Origin of the sequence: Dyadobacter bucti (genome assembly GCF_005869225.1) — a bacterium.
Lineage (GTDB): Bacteria > Bacteroidota > Bacteroidia > Cytophagales > Spirosomataceae > Dyadobacter > Dyadobacter bucti.
Map to the genome: position 1 here is coordinate 34,871 of NZ_SWFP01000002.1, position 18,236 is coordinate 53,106.

Annotated in this window: 20 protein-coding genes; 9 read left to right on the top strand and 11 right to left on the bottom strand. The window is 45.2% G+C overall.

Annotated elements, in window-relative coordinates:
• Window positions 1-107: 107 nt before the first annotated feature.
• Genes FBF61_RS35495 through FBF61_RS05465 form a run of 3 tightly spaced genes read left to right on the top strand, consistent with a single transcriptional unit; the run spans window position 108 to window position 1,756 of the window.
• Entirely contained in the window at window positions 108-443 is a 336-nt protein-coding gene (locus tag FBF61_RS35495; RefSeq protein WP_374756604.1) for a DUF968 domain-containing protein, read from the top strand.
• A 12-nt stretch (window positions 444-455) separates the two neighbouring features.
• Window positions 456-896, top strand: a complete 441-nt coding sequence (locus tag FBF61_RS05460) for a hypothetical protein (RefSeq protein WP_138476200.1) — start codon at window positions 456-458, stop codon at window positions 894-896.
• A 2-nt stretch (window positions 897-898) separates the two neighbouring features.
• Entirely contained in the window at window positions 899-1,756 is an 858-nt protein-coding gene (locus FBF61_RS05465; RefSeq protein WP_205748240.1) for an ArdC family protein, read from the top strand.
• On the opposite strand, the gene FBF61_RS05470 is transcribed toward FBF61_RS05465, so the two are convergent.
• The 4 genes from FBF61_RS05470 to FBF61_RS05485 all read right to left on the bottom strand — a co-directional run bounded on the left by FBF61_RS05470 (window position 1,753) and on the right by FBF61_RS05485 (window position 4,061).
• Window positions 1,753-1,992 (bottom strand): hypothetical protein, encoded by a 240-nt coding sequence (locus tag FBF61_RS05470; RefSeq protein ID WP_138476202.1) that lies wholly within the window; start codon window positions 1,990-1,992, stop codon window positions 1,753-1,755. The two genes, FBF61_RS05465 and FBF61_RS05470, sit on opposite strands and share 4 nt — an antisense overlap.
• Entirely contained in the window at window positions 1,982-2,380 is a 399-nt protein-coding gene (locus FBF61_RS05475; protein ID WP_138476203.1) for a hypothetical protein, read from the bottom strand. Before FBF61_RS05475 ends, FBF61_RS05470 begins: the two co-directional genes overlap by 11 nt.
• A 1-nt stretch (window position 2,381) precedes the next feature.
• Window positions 2,382-2,633, bottom strand: coding sequence for a helix-turn-helix domain-containing protein (locus FBF61_RS05480; RefSeq protein WP_138476204.1), 252 nt, complete (start codon window positions 2,631-2,633; stop codon window positions 2,382-2,384).
• Window positions 2,634-2,846: 213 nt separating this feature from the next.
• Window positions 2,847-4,061, bottom strand: a complete 1,215-nt coding sequence (locus FBF61_RS05485) for a site-specific integrase (RefSeq protein WP_138476205.1) — start codon at window positions 4,059-4,061, stop codon at window positions 2,847-2,849.
• Between the two features lie 345 nt (window positions 4,062-4,406).
• Here FBF61_RS05485 and FBF61_RS05490 point away from each other — a divergent pair, with 345 nt between their 5' ends.
• The 3 genes from FBF61_RS05490 (at window position 4,407) to FBF61_RS05500 (ending at window position 7,282) form a co-directional block, all read left to right on the top strand.
• On the top strand, window positions 4,407-6,182 hold the full coding sequence (locus FBF61_RS05490) for an ABC transporter ATP-binding protein (RefSeq protein WP_138476206.1): 1,776 nt from the start codon (window positions 4,407-4,409) through the stop codon (window positions 6,180-6,182).
• Between the two features lie 104 nt (window positions 6,183-6,286).
• Window positions 6,287-6,988 carry a 2OG-Fe(II) oxygenase gene (locus tag FBF61_RS05495; protein ID WP_138476207.1) on the top strand — a complete coding sequence of 234 codons (702 nt, stop codon included), beginning with the start codon at window positions 6,287-6,289 and terminating at the stop codon, window positions 6,986-6,988.
• Window positions 6,989-6,991: 3 nt separating this feature from the next.
• Complete coding sequence (locus tag FBF61_RS05500) at window positions 6,992-7,282, top strand: Ada metal-binding domain-containing protein (RefSeq protein WP_138476208.1); 291 nt, start codon at window positions 6,992-6,994, stop codon at window positions 7,280-7,282.
• Here the strand turns inward: FBF61_RS05500 and FBF61_RS05505 are convergent.
• Genes FBF61_RS05505 through FBF61_RS05515 form a run of 3 tightly spaced genes read right to left on the bottom strand, consistent with a single transcriptional unit; the run spans window position 7,247 to window position 9,878 of the window.
• Complete coding sequence (locus FBF61_RS05505) at window positions 7,247-8,158, bottom strand: DNA-3-methyladenine glycosylase family protein (RefSeq protein ID WP_138476209.1); 912 nt, start codon at window positions 8,156-8,158, stop codon at window positions 7,247-7,249. The genes FBF61_RS05500 and FBF61_RS05505 overlap by 36 nt on opposite strands.
• 51 nt (window positions 8,159-8,209) lie before the next feature.
• Window positions 8,210-9,229, bottom strand: a complete 1,020-nt coding sequence (holA, locus tag FBF61_RS05510; protein ID WP_138476210.1) for a DNA polymerase III subunit delta — start codon at window positions 9,227-9,229, stop codon at window positions 8,210-8,212.
• A gap of 46 nt (window positions 9,230-9,275) precedes the next feature.
• Entirely contained in the window at window positions 9,276-9,878 is a 603-nt protein-coding gene (locus FBF61_RS05515) for an acyl carrier protein phosphodiesterase (RefSeq protein WP_138476211.1), read from the bottom strand.
• Window positions 9,879-9,976: 98 nt separating this feature from the next.
• Between FBF61_RS05515 and FBF61_RS05520 the strand changes: the two genes are divergently transcribed.
• On the top strand, window positions 9,977-10,492 hold the full coding sequence (locus tag FBF61_RS05520) for an FKBP-type peptidyl-prolyl cis-trans isomerase (protein ID WP_138476212.1): 516 nt from the start codon (window positions 9,977-9,979) through the stop codon (window positions 10,490-10,492).
• A gap of 164 nt (window positions 10,493-10,656) precedes the next feature.
• Here the strand turns inward: FBF61_RS05520 and FBF61_RS05525 are convergent, their stop codons facing one another.
• Complete coding sequence (locus FBF61_RS05525) at window positions 10,657-11,154, bottom strand: deoxycytidylate deaminase (protein ID WP_138476213.1); 498 nt, start codon at window positions 11,152-11,154, stop codon at window positions 10,657-10,659.
• Between the two features lie 71 nt (window positions 11,155-11,225).
• Here FBF61_RS05525 and FBF61_RS05530 point away from each other — a divergent pair, with 71 nt between their 5' ends.
• Window positions 11,226-12,314 carry a DUF922 domain-containing protein gene (locus FBF61_RS05530; RefSeq protein ID WP_138476214.1) on the top strand — a complete coding sequence of 363 codons (1,089 nt, stop codon included), beginning with the start codon at window positions 11,226-11,228 and terminating at the stop codon, window positions 12,312-12,314.
• A gap of 8 nt (window positions 12,315-12,322) precedes the next feature.
• Here the strand turns inward: FBF61_RS05530 and FBF61_RS05535 are convergent, their stop codons facing one another.
• The 3 genes from FBF61_RS05535 to FBF61_RS05545 all read right to left on the bottom strand — a co-directional run bounded on the left by FBF61_RS05535 (window position 12,323) and on the right by FBF61_RS05545 (window position 16,344).
• Window positions 12,323-14,116, bottom strand: coding sequence for a ComEC/Rec2 family competence protein (locus FBF61_RS05535; RefSeq protein WP_138476215.1), 1,794 nt, complete (start codon window positions 14,114-14,116; stop codon window positions 12,323-12,325).
• 10 nt (window positions 14,117-14,126) lie between these two features.
• Entirely contained in the window at window positions 14,127-15,266 is a 1,140-nt protein-coding gene (locus tag FBF61_RS05540; protein ID WP_229214928.1) for a T9SS type A sorting domain-containing protein, read from the bottom strand.
• A gap of 130 nt (window positions 15,267-15,396) precedes the next feature.
• Window positions 15,397-16,344 (bottom strand): PhoH family protein, encoded by a 948-nt coding sequence (locus FBF61_RS05545; protein WP_138476217.1) that lies wholly within the window; start codon window positions 16,342-16,344, stop codon window positions 15,397-15,399.
• A 236-nt stretch (window positions 16,345-16,580) separates the two neighbouring features.
• Between FBF61_RS05545 and dnaB the strand changes: the two genes are divergently transcribed.
• Entirely contained in the window at window positions 16,581-18,200 is a 1,620-nt protein-coding gene (gene dnaB, locus FBF61_RS05550) for a replicative DNA helicase (protein ID WP_138476218.1), read from the top strand.
• The last annotated feature ends 36 nt before the right edge of the window (window positions 18,201-18,236 follow it).

Below are 18,236 nucleotides of genomic sequence, written 5' to 3' on the forward strand. Positions count from 1 at the left end.
AATGTACTTTTAAATGTATTGAGATAAAAGACTTGGAACAGGAGGGTAAATGACACATGAATTAGACGGCATACTTTACACCTCTGTAAGCCATTGGGGATTGTTCATTGTCCCGAATTAAACCAAAACGTGCTACTGACGCTGGATTTCTTATGTTCCTCCGGTCGCTCCCATGTTTGTGTACGGGGGTGATGGGGAATGTGACGGCTCATCATTTAATGGATACTGGTTTACGGGGGATGGGGTTGAAAAGCCCAGACAGATATTCAATCCCCCTGGACTGGAAAGTCCATGATATGTTGCACCGGGCGGGCGATGAAACCCTGTTTCTGGCTGGATATGAGGTTTTTGAGGCAAAAAGTATTGCAGACCAGTTCTATGAGAGTTATTTGAATAATGACTATGACGGGTGCTATGATTATATAATTAGACGGTTCCTTTAAGGAGGAAATATAATGGCTTTACCATACGAAAACGCGACATCCGGCGACAAGGCTATGGGTGAAATTCAAAAGATTTTACAAAAATTCGGTTGTCAATCTTTCGGCCACATGATTGATTTTGATAATAAAAAATTACTGGTTCAATTCCGTTACCGGGACATGCCGATTAGCGTTGAAGCTTCAATGGCGGGCTATGCGGCGTCATGGTTAAAAGAACACCCATGGTCAAGCCGAATGAGATTAACCCGACCTCAGCATGAACGAAAAGCAATTGATATTGCAGGAATTGCGGTGTATTCGATATTACGTGATTGGATTAAAGGTCAGGTCATGGCAATTGAAACAGGGATTTTGAGCTTCGAGGGTGCATTTTTAGGCCAAATCCTCTTGCCATCTGGCGATACCATGCTACAACATGTGACAAATAATAATGTTTTAAGAATAGGAGCCTAATCTTGACCGACCTTCACGACCAGATCACAGGTAAAATAATCGAACAGTTACAGGAAGGTCAGGCCCCGTGGAGACAGCCTTGGAAGACAGGGATTTCCTTCGGTATGCCAATGAACGGCGTTACAGGCAAGCCTTACCGGGGGATTAACGTCCCTTTATGCTGGTATGACATGCAGCAAAAGGGCTTCCAGAGCAATGAATTTGCTAGTTTCAAACAGTGGGCAGATAAGAAGGAATACGTCCGCAAGGGTGAAAAGGCCACTCGTATCGTTTATTACGACACGATTGAAAGGAAAAAGGACGATGAAATCCAGAAGATCCCGTTTCTAAAAATGTCTTTCGTATTCAATAAGTGCCAGTTGAAATCCTATAATCCCGAGCAGGAATTTAAGGAAGAGACCGACCTGGTAACGCGCATCAAAAATGTCGATGCCTTTGTCCAGAACACCGGCGCATGGATCAATCACTGGGGTGTGCAAGCTTTTTATAACAAAAAGGACGACTACATTCAAATGCCCGCATCGGTCATGTTTACCGGCACGGAGACACAATCTCCCACGGAAGCGTTTTATTCGACAGAATTACACGAGCTGTCCCATTGGACAGGCGCGGAGAAACGCTGCAATCGAGATTACGGGAAAAAATTCGGTGATAAAGCCTATGCCTTTGAGGAGTTGGTCGCCGAAATATCCTCAGCCTTCCTCTGTGCAGAATTGGAGATTGCAGACGGCCCTCAGCCGGACCAAATTAACTACCTCAGTCATTGGCTACCGATGTTAAGGGAGAACAAAAACTGCATCTTCACCGCTGCCAGTGCCGCCACGAAAGCAGGGGATTATCTGAAAGGCTTGCAACCCTAAATCTCACGGTCTTTGTCGAGATCCTTTGGTTTGAAGTTATCCATAAACCTTTCCTTCTTGGCCTCAGTCCTCCCGGCTGATAAAGCTTTATAAGTGAATGACTTTTGGAATTCAGCACTAGGCTGATTTTTCATTAATTGCTGGAATCGCCCACCCTTTTCAAGCTGATAACCGACGTTAAACCACTTCTTAATTTCTTCGTTCACTTTCTCGTCGTCCACTTTTTCATCGTTCATGATCGCGGTCTTTATCGGTTTTTTTAAACTTAGCCATAAAGGCAGCCATTCTGCTTTTCTTTTCCTCGGCGGCGGCATTCTCCTTATCCCGCTTCTCTCTCCACGCTTTTTGCTTTTTTAATAATTCATCATCCTGAGCTTTCCTCTGACTTCGGTGAATGTCTTCTTTAACTTCATGATGCGCCTGTGTACGGGCGATTTCATCCATATCCTCCTGCGTAAGCATCTTTGATCGCTTAACGTGGTCATCGATCTTCATTTGCGCCTCCTTCTGATAGTCAGGAGTTCCCGGCTGTTCAGGCTCCTTATTGACGAATTCGCTGTTGTCGCGAAACTCGCCCTTCAAGTGCTCATGATACATATCGTCCATTTCTTTATCGGTAGGCATATCAGAATGGGTTTTTGGCGTGTTTATCTAAAAATGCATCAATGCTGTCAATGTCGTAAAGGATCATCTTCGGAAAGGGTTGGGTAAATCGGATCTTCCCCTCATCACGGAGCTTCTGTAATGTTGTCTTACTGGTAATCCTCATGTATCTCATGGCTTCCTCGCCATCGATCCATTTATCGCGCTTGTTGCCTTTTGCATTGACAAACGCTTGCTCAATTATCCGTAAAAAGTCTTCCTCCGTTAAGCTCATACATAAATTCTAATAATGGCATCAAGCTTAATACATGGTAATTTGGATAGTTCAACATATCCAAATGCCACAATGGGATAAATGTCTGTCTGCGCGGCGAGTCATCGATCAGTCTGACTTTCATGCAAACAAGCATGTAAGCTTCTCCCACTTTTTGATATCCTATATAAAAATAATGGGTGCATATCGCATCTGTTTTAACTATCATGCGGTTTAACCATTTAAAACCGAATCCAGAGCATCGTCGGCGGTCTTGTGAATGAAGTTATTCTGGTATGAAATCGTCGTTGTGATGCTGCTGTGCCGGTAAAGCTTTTGAAGCATCTGGGGGCTAATTTTATCCCCTGATATGTTTCCAAACGTATGACGGCTGATGTGGTTGGTTAGGGGTTTTTCTATTTTAGCCATCTCTCCTACCTTCTTTAAATATTTATTCAGAGTTTTTACCGAGTACGATATCTTCCTTGCTACCGTGTATTGATCGGAAAAATCCTCAACAACCTTCAATTCCGGAAAAATCAACCCGTGCCCTGGCTCGTCGTTTTTGTACTGATTAAGGATATTTACAACCTTGGCCGGAATCTTTAAAGAACCGGGTTTATCGTTTTTACCCATTGAATAAAATAATCGATCATTCTGAAAATCAGACCATTTCATCCGAAGAACGTCTGAGATCCTCACACCGGCGAAGTAAAAGGAAAATAGAAATATATTCCGGGCATGGTTCAGCTTCGGCACGGCGGATAGGTCAAGCTGTTCGATTTTCTCAACCTCCTGCTTTGTAAGTCCGATTTTCGTTGACTGAGGTATTTTGATCTGGATCTTCCGTCTTCCAAAAGGATAGTTCTTTACATCCGCAATCTCCCCTAGTATGGCCTGATTATAGATCGTCCTGATCAATATGAGGTGATTGACGATTGTACGCTCACCGAGCTTCTTATCGCCCTTTAAATGCGCCCTAAACCGGTTTAACAGAGGGACAGTAATCTCAGAAAAGTCAATGTCTCCGGTTTTCAGGAATTCCCGGAAGTTTTTCAACCGTGAGAGGTCGGTCGGAACGCGGTTATATTTCCCCTCCTTCCGCATGTTCTCGACGAATTCATTAGCGACCGCAAAGAACGTCACTCCCTTTTTCGGTTTTATTTTTGTGGCAACCAACTTCGCGGAAACGTCTTTCTTCTTGGCCTGTAATTCGAGGCTGGTGTCGCTGGCCTCGGCAAATTTCTGCGCAATTAAGTTGTTAAGCCTCACCGAGTTTTGGTGGGATTTCTTAACTTTACATGCGACAGCATCCCAGTCTTCAAGTTTGACACTTTGACCGATATGGATGTAAGAAGATTTACCTTCTTTGCTGATTCGGATAGCAATAGGAAACGTCCCATCCTTCTTCGGGGCATTGCGAATTAGCACTTTTATACTTGTTGACATGCCTATCTAATTTAAGATCAAACAAATATATTAATTTCTAGTCAAAAATAAGTCAAAATTTTGACGGTTTACTATGGACTAGTGTGGTTTACCAAAAAACATAACTAATTGATTTACAGTATAAAATATCTAATATGGTTTCATGTGATATCATATGAATTCATGCCGAATAGTTTTCATAACCCTAAGGTCGGCAGTTCGATCCTGCTCCCCGCTACACAAAAGCCCCAGCAGGGGCTTTTTCTGTTTCTAACCGGCTCTGGTCCGCACTTCTCTTCCGGAATAAAGAATTAAAATTCCGGATTTTGGGTTTCATGGTATAGTTAAACCACCGATTGCCTCACCATGAAATTATTGATACAATATTTGAGCCGCTATAAAGCGCTCATTTTCCTTGCGTTAGTCCTTGCCGCGATCAACCAGATCTTCTCTCTTCTCAACCCGTACATCCTTGGAAATTACCTGATCGATCCCTATGCCAATAAAGCAGGATATTTCAGGGACAATAAAATGGCCGATGAATTTTTCCGGGGTATTCTGGTCGGTTTGCTATTGATCATCGGCACGGCCATGGTATCCCGGATCGCGAAAGCTTTTCAGGATTATGTGGTCAATGTGGTGATCCAGAAGTTCGGGGCGAACCTTTACACCGACGGTCTGCGACATGCGTTGCGGCTCCCTTTTCAGGATTTTGAAGACCAGAGAAGCGGGGAAACCTTATCTGTTTTGCAGAAAGTGCGGGCCGATTGCGAAAAATTTATCACCAGTTTTGTCAATGTCCTCTTCGCCACACTTGTGGGGATCGTCTTTGTGGTGGTGGTAGCATTTAAGCTCAGCCCTATGCTTCCGCTTATCTATCTCGTGGGCTCGGTGGTGCTTGCATTTCTGACGAGCGTTCTGAGCCGGAAGATCAAGTCGATTCAGAAAAACATCGTGAAAGAGACCACCGCACTGGCCGGCTCGACCACGGAGTCTTTAAGAAATATTGAACTGGTAAAAAGCCTGGGACTGACTCAGCAGGAAATCAGCCGCCTGAATACGACCACATTCAAAATATTAAAACTTGAGCTGCGAAAAGTAAAAAGCATTCGCTCCATCAGCTTCATACAAGGTACGTTCGTTAACTTCCTTCAGCAATGCATCATGTTCGCCCTCCTGTTTTTTGTTTTTCGTGACAAAATCACTGTCGGACAAATGATGATGATGCAGTTTTATTCCTTCTTCATATTCGGCCCGCTCCAAGAGCTTGGTAATGTAATACTTTCCTATCGTGAAGCCGAGGCCTCACTAAATAATCTGCAGACATTGTTGGCCCGGCCAGTTGAGCATAAGCCGGCCAATCCGGAAAGCATATCCGAGATAAAATCGCTCCGTTTTGATGAAGTACGTTTCCAGCACCAATCCGCGACCAGGCCGGCGCTCGAAGACATTTCATTTGAAGTAGAGCGAGGTGAAACCATTGCATTTGTCGGACCATCCGGTTCGGGAAAAACGACATTGGTCAAATTGCTCGTGGGCCTGTACCATCCCAATTCAGGCAATGTTTTTTACAATAATTTTAATGGCAACATCATCGATTTTGATGAAATGCGGAACAAAATCGGTTTTGTGACCCAGGATACCCAGCTGTTCTCCGGCACTATCAAGGAAAACCTGCTTTTTGTAAATCCCTCAGCCACAGATGAAATGATTGATGACGTGCTCATGAAAGCTGCATGTTACAACCTGCTGGCACGTGCCGAAAACGGTATCGATACAATGATAGGAGAAGGCGGGCTGAAACTATCCGGGGGCGAACGCCAGCGTTTGTCGATAGCCCGGGCACTTTTGCGCAATCCCAATCTGATCATCTTCGATGAAGCGACCTCTGCTTTGGATTCAATTACAGAAGAAGAAATTTCAACCACGATCCGTAACATTACCAACGAACGTCAGCATATCACGGTCATGATTGCACACAGGCTGTCGACGATCATGCACGCTGACAGGATTTATGTACTTGAAAAAGGCAGAATCATTGAAACCGGCTCGCACAGCTCTCTCATTGACGAAAAAGGCCTTTACTATGCCATGTGGCGTCAGCAAATTGGTGAAAGACAAACTGAAACTGTGACCGCCTGACCGACATACCTTAGCAAGATTCAGGTTTTCTCACATCCGGGCAGCTGGTAATTTTGTTTGATCAACTATTGAAGGTTGCTCCTACAAAATAACGACTGTCCGTGATGAAAAAAGCAGAAGAATTAAACTGGGAAGGTATTCAGGAAACAATGCACGAAAAGGGTTTCTGCCTGCTTGAAAGCATACTGAAGTCCGGTGAATGTGACTCACTTGTTGAGCAGTATAACAATAAAGACCTTTACCGAAAAACGATAGCTATGGAACGCTATCGCTTTGGTTTGGGTGAGTACAAATACCTGAATTACCCGCTACCGGATTTGATCCAAAATCTGCGGGAAAACTTCTACCCTCACCTTTCGACGATTGCCAACAAATGGATGCAGGTTTTGAAAATGCAGCATAATTACCCCGATCGGTTTGCCGAATTTCAACAACTTTGCCGAGACAATCAGCAAACCAAACCAACGGTGTTAATCCTCAAATACGGTCCGGGGGGCCATAATACGCTGCATCAGGATTTGTATGGTGATGTATTTTTTCCTATTCAACTTGTAATATTCCTCAGCGAGCCGGAAGCTGATTATACGGGTGGGGAATTTGTGCTGCTGCAACAGACACCGCGGGCACAGTCAAAAGCAATGGTATTGAAACCCCGAAAAGGCGATATCGTTATTTTTACAACCAATTTCCGGCCTGTCAAAGGGAGTAAAGGATACTACCGGGTAAACATGAAACACGGCGTCAGTGAGGTACAAGCCGGCTACCGGTATACGATGGGGATCATCTTTCACGATGCATTAAGTTAAAATATGCTGCTGCATTCAGAACTAGGTGACAAATCCTTTAAAACCAGCCGAAAACTAAAACGGCTGATCGATGCCAATCTGATCCGGCTGGGCGGCAATAAAAACCTGAAAATCTACGGAACAATTTCCTGTAAATCCGGAGAGCGGATGAACCTGAAAAACAGGGTGTTTTTTGAAAATGAACAGGAAGCCATCAGCAACGGATATCGTCCTTGCGGCCATTGCATGCGCGGAAGGTACCTGGAATGGAAAGCGCGCTCAGATCAGCTCTTTGACAGCCAGGCTACGCCATAGGTAAAAAACCAGGTAACTTTGCCAACCCACAAATGTTGAAAACAGCGCATCTATCTTTGGCTGCTCTTTCCTGTCGCTGATGATATTGTGATGCGAAAGCGCATTGAGCAAACCGATATCGCCATGAGGAATGCATTCGGGCTCTTTCAATGACTTCATCAGCGCATAGTTCGCAGTCCACACGCCAATTCCCTTAAAATCCGTCAATGCTTTTTTCCGGGACACCAGGTCTGGCAGCGAAGCGATTTTGTCTTTGTCCAGGCTGCCTTCGTGAAAGGCCCTGGCAATCCCTATAGTATACTGCGCTTTCTTTTCTGAAAACTGCATCGCTTTCAGATCTTCAACGGAAGCACATGCCAGTACCTCGGCAGTCGGAAATATGTAATAAGATTTCCCGTGGCAGGCAATTTGGCTTCCATATCGCTCCACTAGCCGACGCTTCAATTTGTAGGCAAAAGACAAATTGATCTGCTGCCCGATAATACACCAGCAAATAGCCTCAAAAAGATTGGATATACCTATTAACCGCAACCCTTTGTATTCATCCGCCATATAAGCCAGTCGTTGATCTTTAATCAGCAGATCGTAAAACGGCTGAACATTCCGCTCCATATCGAACCATTCCCGGACGTAAGCAGTGAGGTAATCCCGTTCTTTCCTGCCGGCTTCACCCATGATAATTTCCACTTCCAGGAAATTTCCGCTTTCTTTTACACCGAACAAGATTGCATTCCCTTCAATTTCAATTGCCTTAAAAATGACATCTCCTTCGATTACATGCAGGCAGTCGTCATAATTGCGGTTTAAAAACCAGATACACTCCTGAAAGCTGAAAAGTGCAGGTACCGGCACCAAAAGAACACTGTTACTATCCATACCGTGAAGTTACCTCCCTACTCAAAGCTTAAAAACCTGATCCTTGCGATGTTAATGTACTATTTTGAAAACAAGCTCTTTCAGCAGTTCCCCTTCGGGAATACTCACGCCATCGAGCCCCTTCATACGGCTGTCGCATTCACGCAGATAATGGATAATGTGCGCAACTTTGGGTAAGGGATAATTTCGCATAGCCAGCATATAGTCTTTTACGAAGTATGGATTTACCCCCAGCTCGGTCGCCAGGCCCTTGTCTGTCTTATCCGGGCTGGCATGCGCCAGGAGTAATTTAGCGAAGAAATTATACAAAATGATCAGGATCGGGGCCAGTGGGTTGTCTTTTGAATTGGCTGAAAAATAGGTAGCAATGCTATTGGCCTTCATCACATCCCGCATCATCAGCGCTTTCTGGAATTCAAAAACATTGTATTCTTTACTGATACCTACAAACCGCTCCACAGCCGAGGCGTCGATTCCCTCGTCCACCCGCAGGTTCACCATTACTTTCTGGATTTCATTGGATAGCCTTTTCAGATCATTTCCGATATTATCAACCAGCATCTGCACTGCTTTCGGGCTGATCTTCACACCTTCACTCTGGCAGTAGGATGCCACCCAGTCCGGCAGTTTATTGTCATACATCTTTTTGGACTGAACTACCGTTCCATGCGTATTGAATGCCTTCACATAAGATTTCCGTTCGTCGGCATTAGCATGAAAACAAAGCACAAGTACAGTGCTGGAAAGCGGGTTCAAAACGTAATCTTCCAGCCGGGACTGCTGTTCTTTTTGTTCGATACCGCCCAACTTGTTTGCATCTTTCACAACAACCAGCGCCCGCTCGGCCATAAAAGGAAACCTCCTGGCATAGCTCAGCACGCCAGCCACATCAGTATCTTTCCCATACAGCACGAATTGATTAAAACCTTTCTCAGATTCAGGAACAACCCTTTTTTCCAGTTCTTCGGCAATTGAATCAATGTAGTAAGGCTCGTCGCCATGCAGGAAATAAAGTGGTTTGTATTTCTTTGCCCTGATCTCTTTCAGGACAACATCGGGAGTTTGCGCCATTATATTGGTATACCAGAACCTGTGTAATTTGTACTTTCAATTATTATTAATGTGTGCCTTCTTTGATGAACTGCGCCGCCTCTTTTTGTAATTCGGGAAAAAATTGCATGAAATGTTCCCGATAAAACGCTTCATTCTCCTTTAACTCCTCAGCCGCACCAATGATCGGCCCGAGAAACGGAGCCCTGCGCGAAAGCCGCTGAAAAGTGATATCTATTCCTTCCAGCGTCGCATAGCCGGTGAGCCAGTCCTGCCGGATCATCGACCGCACCATAGGTATCATATTGTCCGGAATGAGGTATTCGTTTTTTTCAATCACGCCGTACATCCTGTGACAATATTCCCAAAGCGATTCGGCGCAAAATTGATCAAAATATTTGGCTAAAAAATAATCGAAGTAAATATCCATGACAATCCCCGCCAATTTCCCGTGCACCTTTGCAGCCATCCGTTTTGCTTCCAGCACAAGTTCATTGGTATCTGTAAAATAATCAATGTAGCGGTGCAATTTCAGGCCGAGAACATATTCCTGATTCCACAGGGCAGTCTTTTCCTCGGTAAGACGACCTTTGATGAAATCCCCGACATAGTTTCCCAAAATCACGCCATCCCGTTCCCCAGACAATAAAATGTGTGCTAAAAAATTCATAGAAATGGCATTTTGCCAAATTTGGCGTACGTTTGTTTCATCAGTTTCACCATGGAACAATTATTTTACAACAACAATTATTTTAATCAAACTAGCAAATGAAAGTCGAAAAAAATAACGTGATATCGTTGACATACAGCCTCAGAATCCCTGACTCTGAAGGAGAAATGGATGTCGTGGAAGTCGTTACCGAAGAAGATCCGATGTACTTCATTCAAGGCATCAGCGGTTTACCGGAAGGCTTTGAAAACCAGATCGAAGGACTTGTGGCAGGCGACACATTTGCATTCACGGTATCGGCGGAAGAAGGCTACGGCGAATTCGATGAAGATGCGATCGTAGACCTGCCAAAATCCGTTTTTCAGATGGAAGACGTCAATCAGGAAGAATTATTGCAGATCGGCAACATTATCCCGATGACCAATGAGGACGGTGAGCGTATGCACGGCCAGGTGATGGAGATCAAAGATGATGTGGTGATCATGAATTTCAATCACCCCCTTGCCGGAAAAGAAATGCAATTTGAAGGCCAGATCATCTCAATCCGTGCCGCCACACCCGAAGAAATCAGCCACGGCCATGTCCATGGAGCGGGGGGAGTGCACCATCATTAGGGTAATTTTGAATGAGCGAATTTGTGAATGAGTGAATGAGTGAATGAGTGATTGAGTGAATGAGTGAATGTTTTTAGAATTTGATTCTTGATATTCACACAATAACTCACCAAAAAATTAAATTATTCGGTCATTCAATCATTCGTTCATTCAATCATTCAAAATTAAAGATTAGCTCTACCAAGAAGCTTCCCTCCATATTGCTCCACTTCCACCCCAAACCTCCTCAGAAACTCCACTCCCTCCTCAATAGCGATGCCTTTGTAGGCAGCATAAGAATGCAGGAAAATTACCTTTTTGATTTTCATTGTGTAGATAACCCTCGCGCACGCTATACAAGGTGCCAGCGTAACAAACAGCGTTGATCCTTCGATATTAGAGCCGTTTTTTACAGCAAAAAGAATCGCATTTTGCTCGGCGTGCAAAGCTAGTGAACAACTGCCTTTTGCATCTCTCGGACAACCGGTTTCAGGAAACTCTTCGTCGCAATTGTGCGTCCCGGCAGGAGGACCGTTGTAACCGATTGAAATTATGCGGGTGTCCTTGGTAAGCACCGCCCCAACCTGTGCTTTTATGCAGTGGGAACGTTGGGCCAGATTTTTAGCCAGTTCCATAAATATATCATCAAATTCAGGGCGTAAATTCGTTGTAAGTAAAGTCATCCGTTTGTACAAGAGAATTAATGCACAAACTTATCACAAATGGCGGTTGGATTCAATATAGATTGAGAAGTATGAAGAGATGTGCGCTGCTGATGCTTTTACTGGTGTTGACAATTTTTCCTGCGATTTCGCAGCAGGATAAGGTTGTATTGACTCTCTCGAAGGAGCCTTCCGCCCTTTTCAAATCCTATAAATTTTACATACAGGAAGTCGAAGATCAGCGGGTGCTGCCGGGTGCAGGTATCGGGAAAGTTATTGCGCTGGGCAAGGAAGTGCCAATTGTCCTGCCTGCAAAAGCCGACCGGGAGCTATTTGGTTACTGGTCGTTCAGTGCACCCAAAAAAGACCAGACCTACCTTCCGCTCTATGTGAGCATAAAAGACTTTCATATCAGCGAAAAGAGAGTTGGCCCGAACAAGGTTACCGGTGAAATCAGGTTATCCGTAAAATTCAGATGGTACCGGGCTATGCAGCCCATCGAATTGACCACCTACCAGACAGCCGCAAACTACACCCGCCCGGAAAAAGATTTTGACTACGAAAAACTGGTGAGACAGCTCCTCGACCAGTCTATGACCAGTTTTCATAAATGGATGTCTCAGAATACCGGTAAAAACCCTGCGCTGGCGCGTAACCTGCTCCTCGTTTTCAAGGAGATAACTAGTTCCGGTGATGCTGACACTGTTTTTTACTCTCCCCAAAGACCATTGATTTGGGACGACTTCAAGGTACGAACCGGGAAACCGGGCAGCAAGTATGCAGCTGCGGTTTTTACGAGCTTTGGTTACGAAGGCAAATCCTATCCCAAAGAAAACGACCTGGTCGTCGAAATCGGGCTGAAAACTTTTATGGTCAAAAGCATGTCCTGGGGCCGCCCGGACGCCAGAACTTCGGGCACTTTACGCCATGAACAGATCCATTTTGATATTACCAGACTGGTTGTTGAAAAATTTAAGGACAGGCTTCGCAAAGCCGATCTTACGATTGAGGATTTTGACAGCGAAATTCAATATCAGTTTCTCGAATCCTTCCGTGAAATGAACCGCGATCAGGAACAGTACGATGATGAAACCGGCCACGGGCTTAACGCCGGCGCCCAGGCTGTCTGGGACAGGAAGATTGCCGACAGAATTTCCTCGGTGTACGCGGCCCAGCAGTAGATTTTTTTTCAGTTAGAACCTTTTGTTGCGCTAAAAATCAGGTGATTAGTACCCAGACTAGTCGCATAGTTTCTCAAATAAAATCCATAGGCTGTACTGTCCGTCCGGAAGCTTTCGTCACTGGCGATGTACAATTTACTTCCATGGCTCATACTAACCACAGCATGACGGGGAACTGAATGTACCATCAGGGACGGCGACCAATGTAGCTGCAAACTATTTGACAGTGAATAAATTGCAAAAATGCAGACAGTCAGATATGCGAATTTCAGATAAATGTATTCCCTCCCATAGTAACTGTACCAGACAAAAAACAGCATCACAAAAAGAAAAACGACCTCCACTTTGTCCAGATATAGATTTTCGATCAGATAACCGGGCAAAAATTTAGGTACTGAAACGGAACAGTTAGCCAAATAAGCGGTAATATCTACAACCCAGGCAACGAAATTTTGCAGCCAAAGCGGACTCCAAACATTCACAAAAAGTAATAAGAGTGCTGCCGGCAGCAGTACATTGGTAAACGCAATCACAAAGGGATTAACAAGCCAGAAGTAAGTTGGAAACTGGTGGAAATAATATAGACTGAGCGGGAAAGTCGTCAACTGGGCAGCAAACGACAGCGCAGTAATTTGCCATACATACTTTGTCAACCAGTTGGAAGGAGTAAAAACACTGCAAATCGGTTCGTAGAACAGGAATATACCCGCCATCGCCAGATAAGACAATTGAAAACCAACATCATATAAAGCCGAAGGATCAAAAAGCAGAATTAAGAACGCCGACAAGCATAACGTATTCATCGACTGATGCTTCCGCGCGAATACCTCGGCAATTACAAAAACGATGCACATAAGCGTAGCACGCTGAACGGACGGCGGCAACCCGGTAACCAATGCATAAAATCCCAGCATTAAAACAATAGAGAAAAGATACACCAACCGCCCTGTATGCCAGCGCTTCAGCCAGCCAAGCATAAAACTGATCACCAGAAAAATAATCGCGACATGCATGCCGGAAACGGATAGTATATGCACCGTCCCGGAAGTTATATAGTCGTCCACCTGATCGGCGCGCAGATCTTCCCTGCGGCCAAGCAACATTGCCTTGATCAACCCATAAGCGCGGTCATCAGTAATATTTTTGCGAAAAATACCGTCCGCCCACTCAGAAACCGCAATGCTCCAAACGAATGGGTCATGGTTATTTCTCTCGCTGCCGATAATCTGGAGAGATCCTTCCCGCAAATAATCTGTCCACAAAATACCTTTATTTTCGAGATAACCCCTGTAATCGAACTGTCCGGGATTCAATGCCTCGTCCGGTCTCTTCAATACACCTGAAACCATAATGTGATCTCCGGGACGGGGAATGACCGATGCATCCGAAGTAATATTCAGTAATGCTCTCGTATCCGTCGTTATCCATTTTTGACCCGAGCGAATACGCACCACAGCCGCCTCTACCCGCAATGTTTTTGTACGTTTTTCAGGAAGTGATTTAACTACCGCCTCATAGCATGAATACTCCGCCCTTTGCAATTGTTCCGGCCCCGCGAATAGTTGATTATGTTTTTCAACCGTCACAAAAGCGCCGAGACAAAGCAGTACCAGCGAAAAACATATTCCTGTTCCGGTTTTTTGCCGGATAAAATAAAACCAGCCGCCAATAGCAGAAAATATCAAAAACAATGATAGGAAAACCTCGTATGCAGGTATCGGACAGGAAATGAGCCATTTGCCCATAAAAATGCCGGCAATGTAGAAGAAAACAATGCCGGCAAATGGTGTGCGGGATATCATAAGCGATCAGCTATCGAACCACAAACTTTTTAGTGATCGTTTGGCCCCCGGTAGTGATTTTGTAAAAATAAAGCCCCCCAGGAAAATTCTTCACATCAACATAGGTCCTGTTGACCCTGTCTTCCAATACCTTTTGCCCCTTATCGTTCAGCACGCTAACCGTAAACGGCTCGTAAGACGGTGTGTAGACATCGGCTGTAAGAAACTCATGAACAGGATTGGGATAAATTTCCACTTTAACGTTCTGGTCGGTAAGTTTCGAGTATTCTACGAGCCTGGCACGTCTCGGGCTAAGCTGCATAATAGCCTGCATTCTTGCTTTCTGATCATCCGTAAATACGCTCATGCAGGCATCAGGCGAATAATCCATATAATTTTCAATCATATTTCTGCTGTTACTCCCGCGGCATTGAGAGAAAACCGGGGTACAGGAAACATCCGTCGTTTCATTTTTCGTATAGGCCACCGGGGTATCCTCGCAATAATCCGTACCGCAAAAAGTATCTCCCCAGATATGGATCAGTCCAAGCCAATGCCCCACTTCGTGCGTGGTAGTCCTGCCCAAGTTATAAACTGCGCTGGTGATCGCATCAGAGTTCCGGCCAAAGTATCTGAAATCAATGATAACCCCGTCTGTGAGCGCGTCAACCTCTTCATCCTCACTCACAGACAATCCATTCGTACGGTCATTGATCTCGGTCACAACCGGAAACTGGGAAGTTCCCAGGTAACGATCAGCCAGTTTACAAACCCAGATATTCAGATAACGGTTGGTAAACCACGCAGGCGAAATCCCGGCCAGCGTCGCGGCGTCGGTAAGCGGATTAAACTGGGTCTTGGTAGTTCGTTCCCTCACTACAGTCACCAGCTTGAAACGAATACCGGTATCTACTCCCAGCGAATCCGTGTAAAATCCTTTGTAACCTGATGTATTCCCATAATCTTCATTGAGAACATCGATCTGGTTCCTGATCTGCTCGTCGGTAATATTCGGATTCCCTGCCCCTCCTATCTTGTTGTCTTCGCGGTCGTAGATCACATGTACAACAACGGGAATGGTAATAATGTCATCCGCCGATGTACGCAATGTCGATTTGTTCAGATCGATATGACGTTGAATCGCCTGCTCCGATCTGAGCCTGAGCTGCATCAGCGCGGGATTTTTAGTGAGTCTGACAGAATCCCTTTCCGTACTTGCGCACCTGATTAATAAGGAGTCTGCATCTTGTGCTGCAGCCGGAGCTGCGATACAAGATGCCAGAACCATAACTTTAAGTAGCCTATTGCTCAGTTTTTTCATATGCTGCAAGAATATCCCTTACCAAACGGTGCCTTACAACATCCGAACCATCCAATTCTACAAAACTGATGCCCTTTATTCCTTTCAAAACGTGAAGAGAATCTATTAAACCTGATTTCAGGTTCTTGGGCAGGTCTATCTGTGATTTATCTCCTGTAATAATTGCTTTCGAAGCAGGCCCCATACGCGTCAGAAACATTTTCATTTGCATAGGTGTGGTATTCTGGGCCTCGTCAAGCAGGATAAAAGCATTGTTCAGCGTACGGCCGCGCATGTAAGCCAGGGGTGCGATTTCAATAACCCGGCTTTCAAGGTAGAGTTTCAGCTTCTCAGGGGCGATCATATCATCCAGCGCGTCATATATCGGGCGCAGGTACGGATCAATTTTCTCTTTAAGATCCCCCGGCAAAAAACCCAGGTTTTCTCCCGCTTCCACAGCCGGGCGGGTTATGATGATTTTACGTACTTCTTTATTTTTCAATGCGCGCACCGCAATTGCGACAGCAGTATATGTTTTTCCTGTACCGGCGGGACCTACTGCAAAAACCAGGTCAAATTTCGCTGCCTGCTCTACCAACAGCTTCTGATTTGGTGTCTTTGCCTTTACTACCAGTCCTTTATTACCATAAATGATGACATCATCGTCGTCCTCCCCAGCCTTTACGTTTGTTTTGACAATCCCGTTCAGGTACCCTTTCACATTGTCGTTTGTTACTTTTCCGTATCGCTGGTAATGGGCAAGAAGAGAGTCCATTACGTCGGTGATGCGGATAATCTCAGGAGCGGTGCCCTGAATGCGGATCTCGTTACCGCGGGAAATGATTTTACTTTCAGGGAAAGCAGCCGCGACTTCTTTAATATTCGAATTGTGAATACCCAGAAAGTCGACCATTGAAACGTCCTCGAGTGTGATGATTTTTTCCAGCAAATGATTTGAAGTTTAGTTTTGGTCTATTTGTTCTAAAATTTAGTAATAATAACCAACATTTGTAAAACATAGACCGAGAATTAACAATTCCACAGAGAAATCTAACACTGAAAAATTACCAAATTATGATCAACTCTTTCAGTATCAGCAGTGCAGATATTGGAAGATATTTTCAAAAAAATTGTTGTCTGCTCTTTCTTTTCTTCGAGCCCTGTAATCATTAGCTTTGTGTTAACATGGAAAATGAAAAGGCACCCAACAATTACTCCCGAACAGGTTCAAAACAAGGGAATTCTGCAAGAAAATCCCTTGGCACACGCACTCCTGCTGTTGACCAGACATTCAGCAAACTTCCCCCTCAGGCCATTGATCTTGAAGAGGCAGTTTTAGGCGCTTTAATGATTGAGAAAGACGCACTTACGGCGGTAGCAGATATTCTCAGGCCCGATAGTTTTTACAAAGAAGCACACGTCAGGATTTATACCGCGATCATCACGCTTTTCGCGGACTCTGAGCCTATCGATATGCTTACCGTTACATCCAAGCTTCGCAGCACAGGAGAACTTGAACTGATCGGGGGAGCTTCCTACATCATGGAGCTAACATCGCGGGTAAATTCTGCCGCTAACATTGAATTCCACGCGCGTATCATTTCCCAGGCGTTCATCAAACGTGAACTGATCAAGGTTTCCTCTGAAATACAGCGCGAAGCTTTTGAAGATACAACTGATGTTTTCCGTCTTTTGGATAAAACAGAACAGGCGTTGTTCCAGATTTCGGAATCCAACATTAAAAAGAACTACGCCGACATGGGTGCCCTGATGCGCCAGGCCCTGGCCGAGCTCGATCAGAAGAAAAATAATAAGGATGGTCTTACAGGCGTACCTTCGGGATTCAGCGCGCTGGACAGGCTTACGTCTGGCTGGCAAAAAACTGAATTGATGATCCTGGCAGCCCGTCCGGGTATGGGAAAAACTGCCTTCGTTGTATCCTCGCTGAGGAATGCCGCAGTGGATTTCAACATGCCGGTCGCTATATTTTCACTCGAAATGTCATCTGTTCAGCTGGTGAATCGTCTGATATCCGCCGAGGCAGAAATTGACAGTGAAAAAATACGTAAAGGAAGCCTTGCACCCCATGAATGGGAGCAGCTGCACCACCGGATCCACCGGCTGACCAATGCCCCGATTTTTATCGACGATACCCCCGCCCTATCCATTCTGGAACTGCGTGCAAAATGTCGCCGTCTGAAAGCGCAGCATGATATACAAATGATCGTAATCGATTACCTTCAGCTCATGACCGGTGACACCGGGGGCAAAGGCGCAGGAAACCGGGAACAAGAAATTGCGATGATTTCAAGGTCTCTTAAAAACCTGGCCAAAGAACTTGACGTACCGGTCATTGCCCTGTCCCAGCTTAGCCGGGCCGTAGAAACGCGTGGAGGTGAAAAACGTCCGCAGCTTTCGGATTTAAGGGAATCGGGATCTATCGAGCAGGATGCCGACATGGTTCTTTTCTTGTACCGTCCTGAGTATTATGGAATTACAGAAGACGAAGCGGGTAACTCTGTGGCAGGTATCGGCGAGGTGATCCTCGCTAAAAACCGGGCTGGGTCGCTGGATACAGTGCAACTGCGTTTTATTGGTAAGTATACCAAGTTTACCGATTTGGACTCCCAATTCTCCCCCGCTCCTTTTTCCGTAGACAGGCCTATTGTGACTACCAACCCTATTGCATCCTTTGAAAGCCAGGGAAAACCGGCGCCTCCGGCCGCTGGCGGCACACTAAGAAGCCGCGCCAACGACCTGAGCAACTTCGATTACAAAGGGCCGGACAGCGAGCCGCCGTTTTAAGCATTAGCTTCCGGGTTTCGACAGCCCTCCTGACAG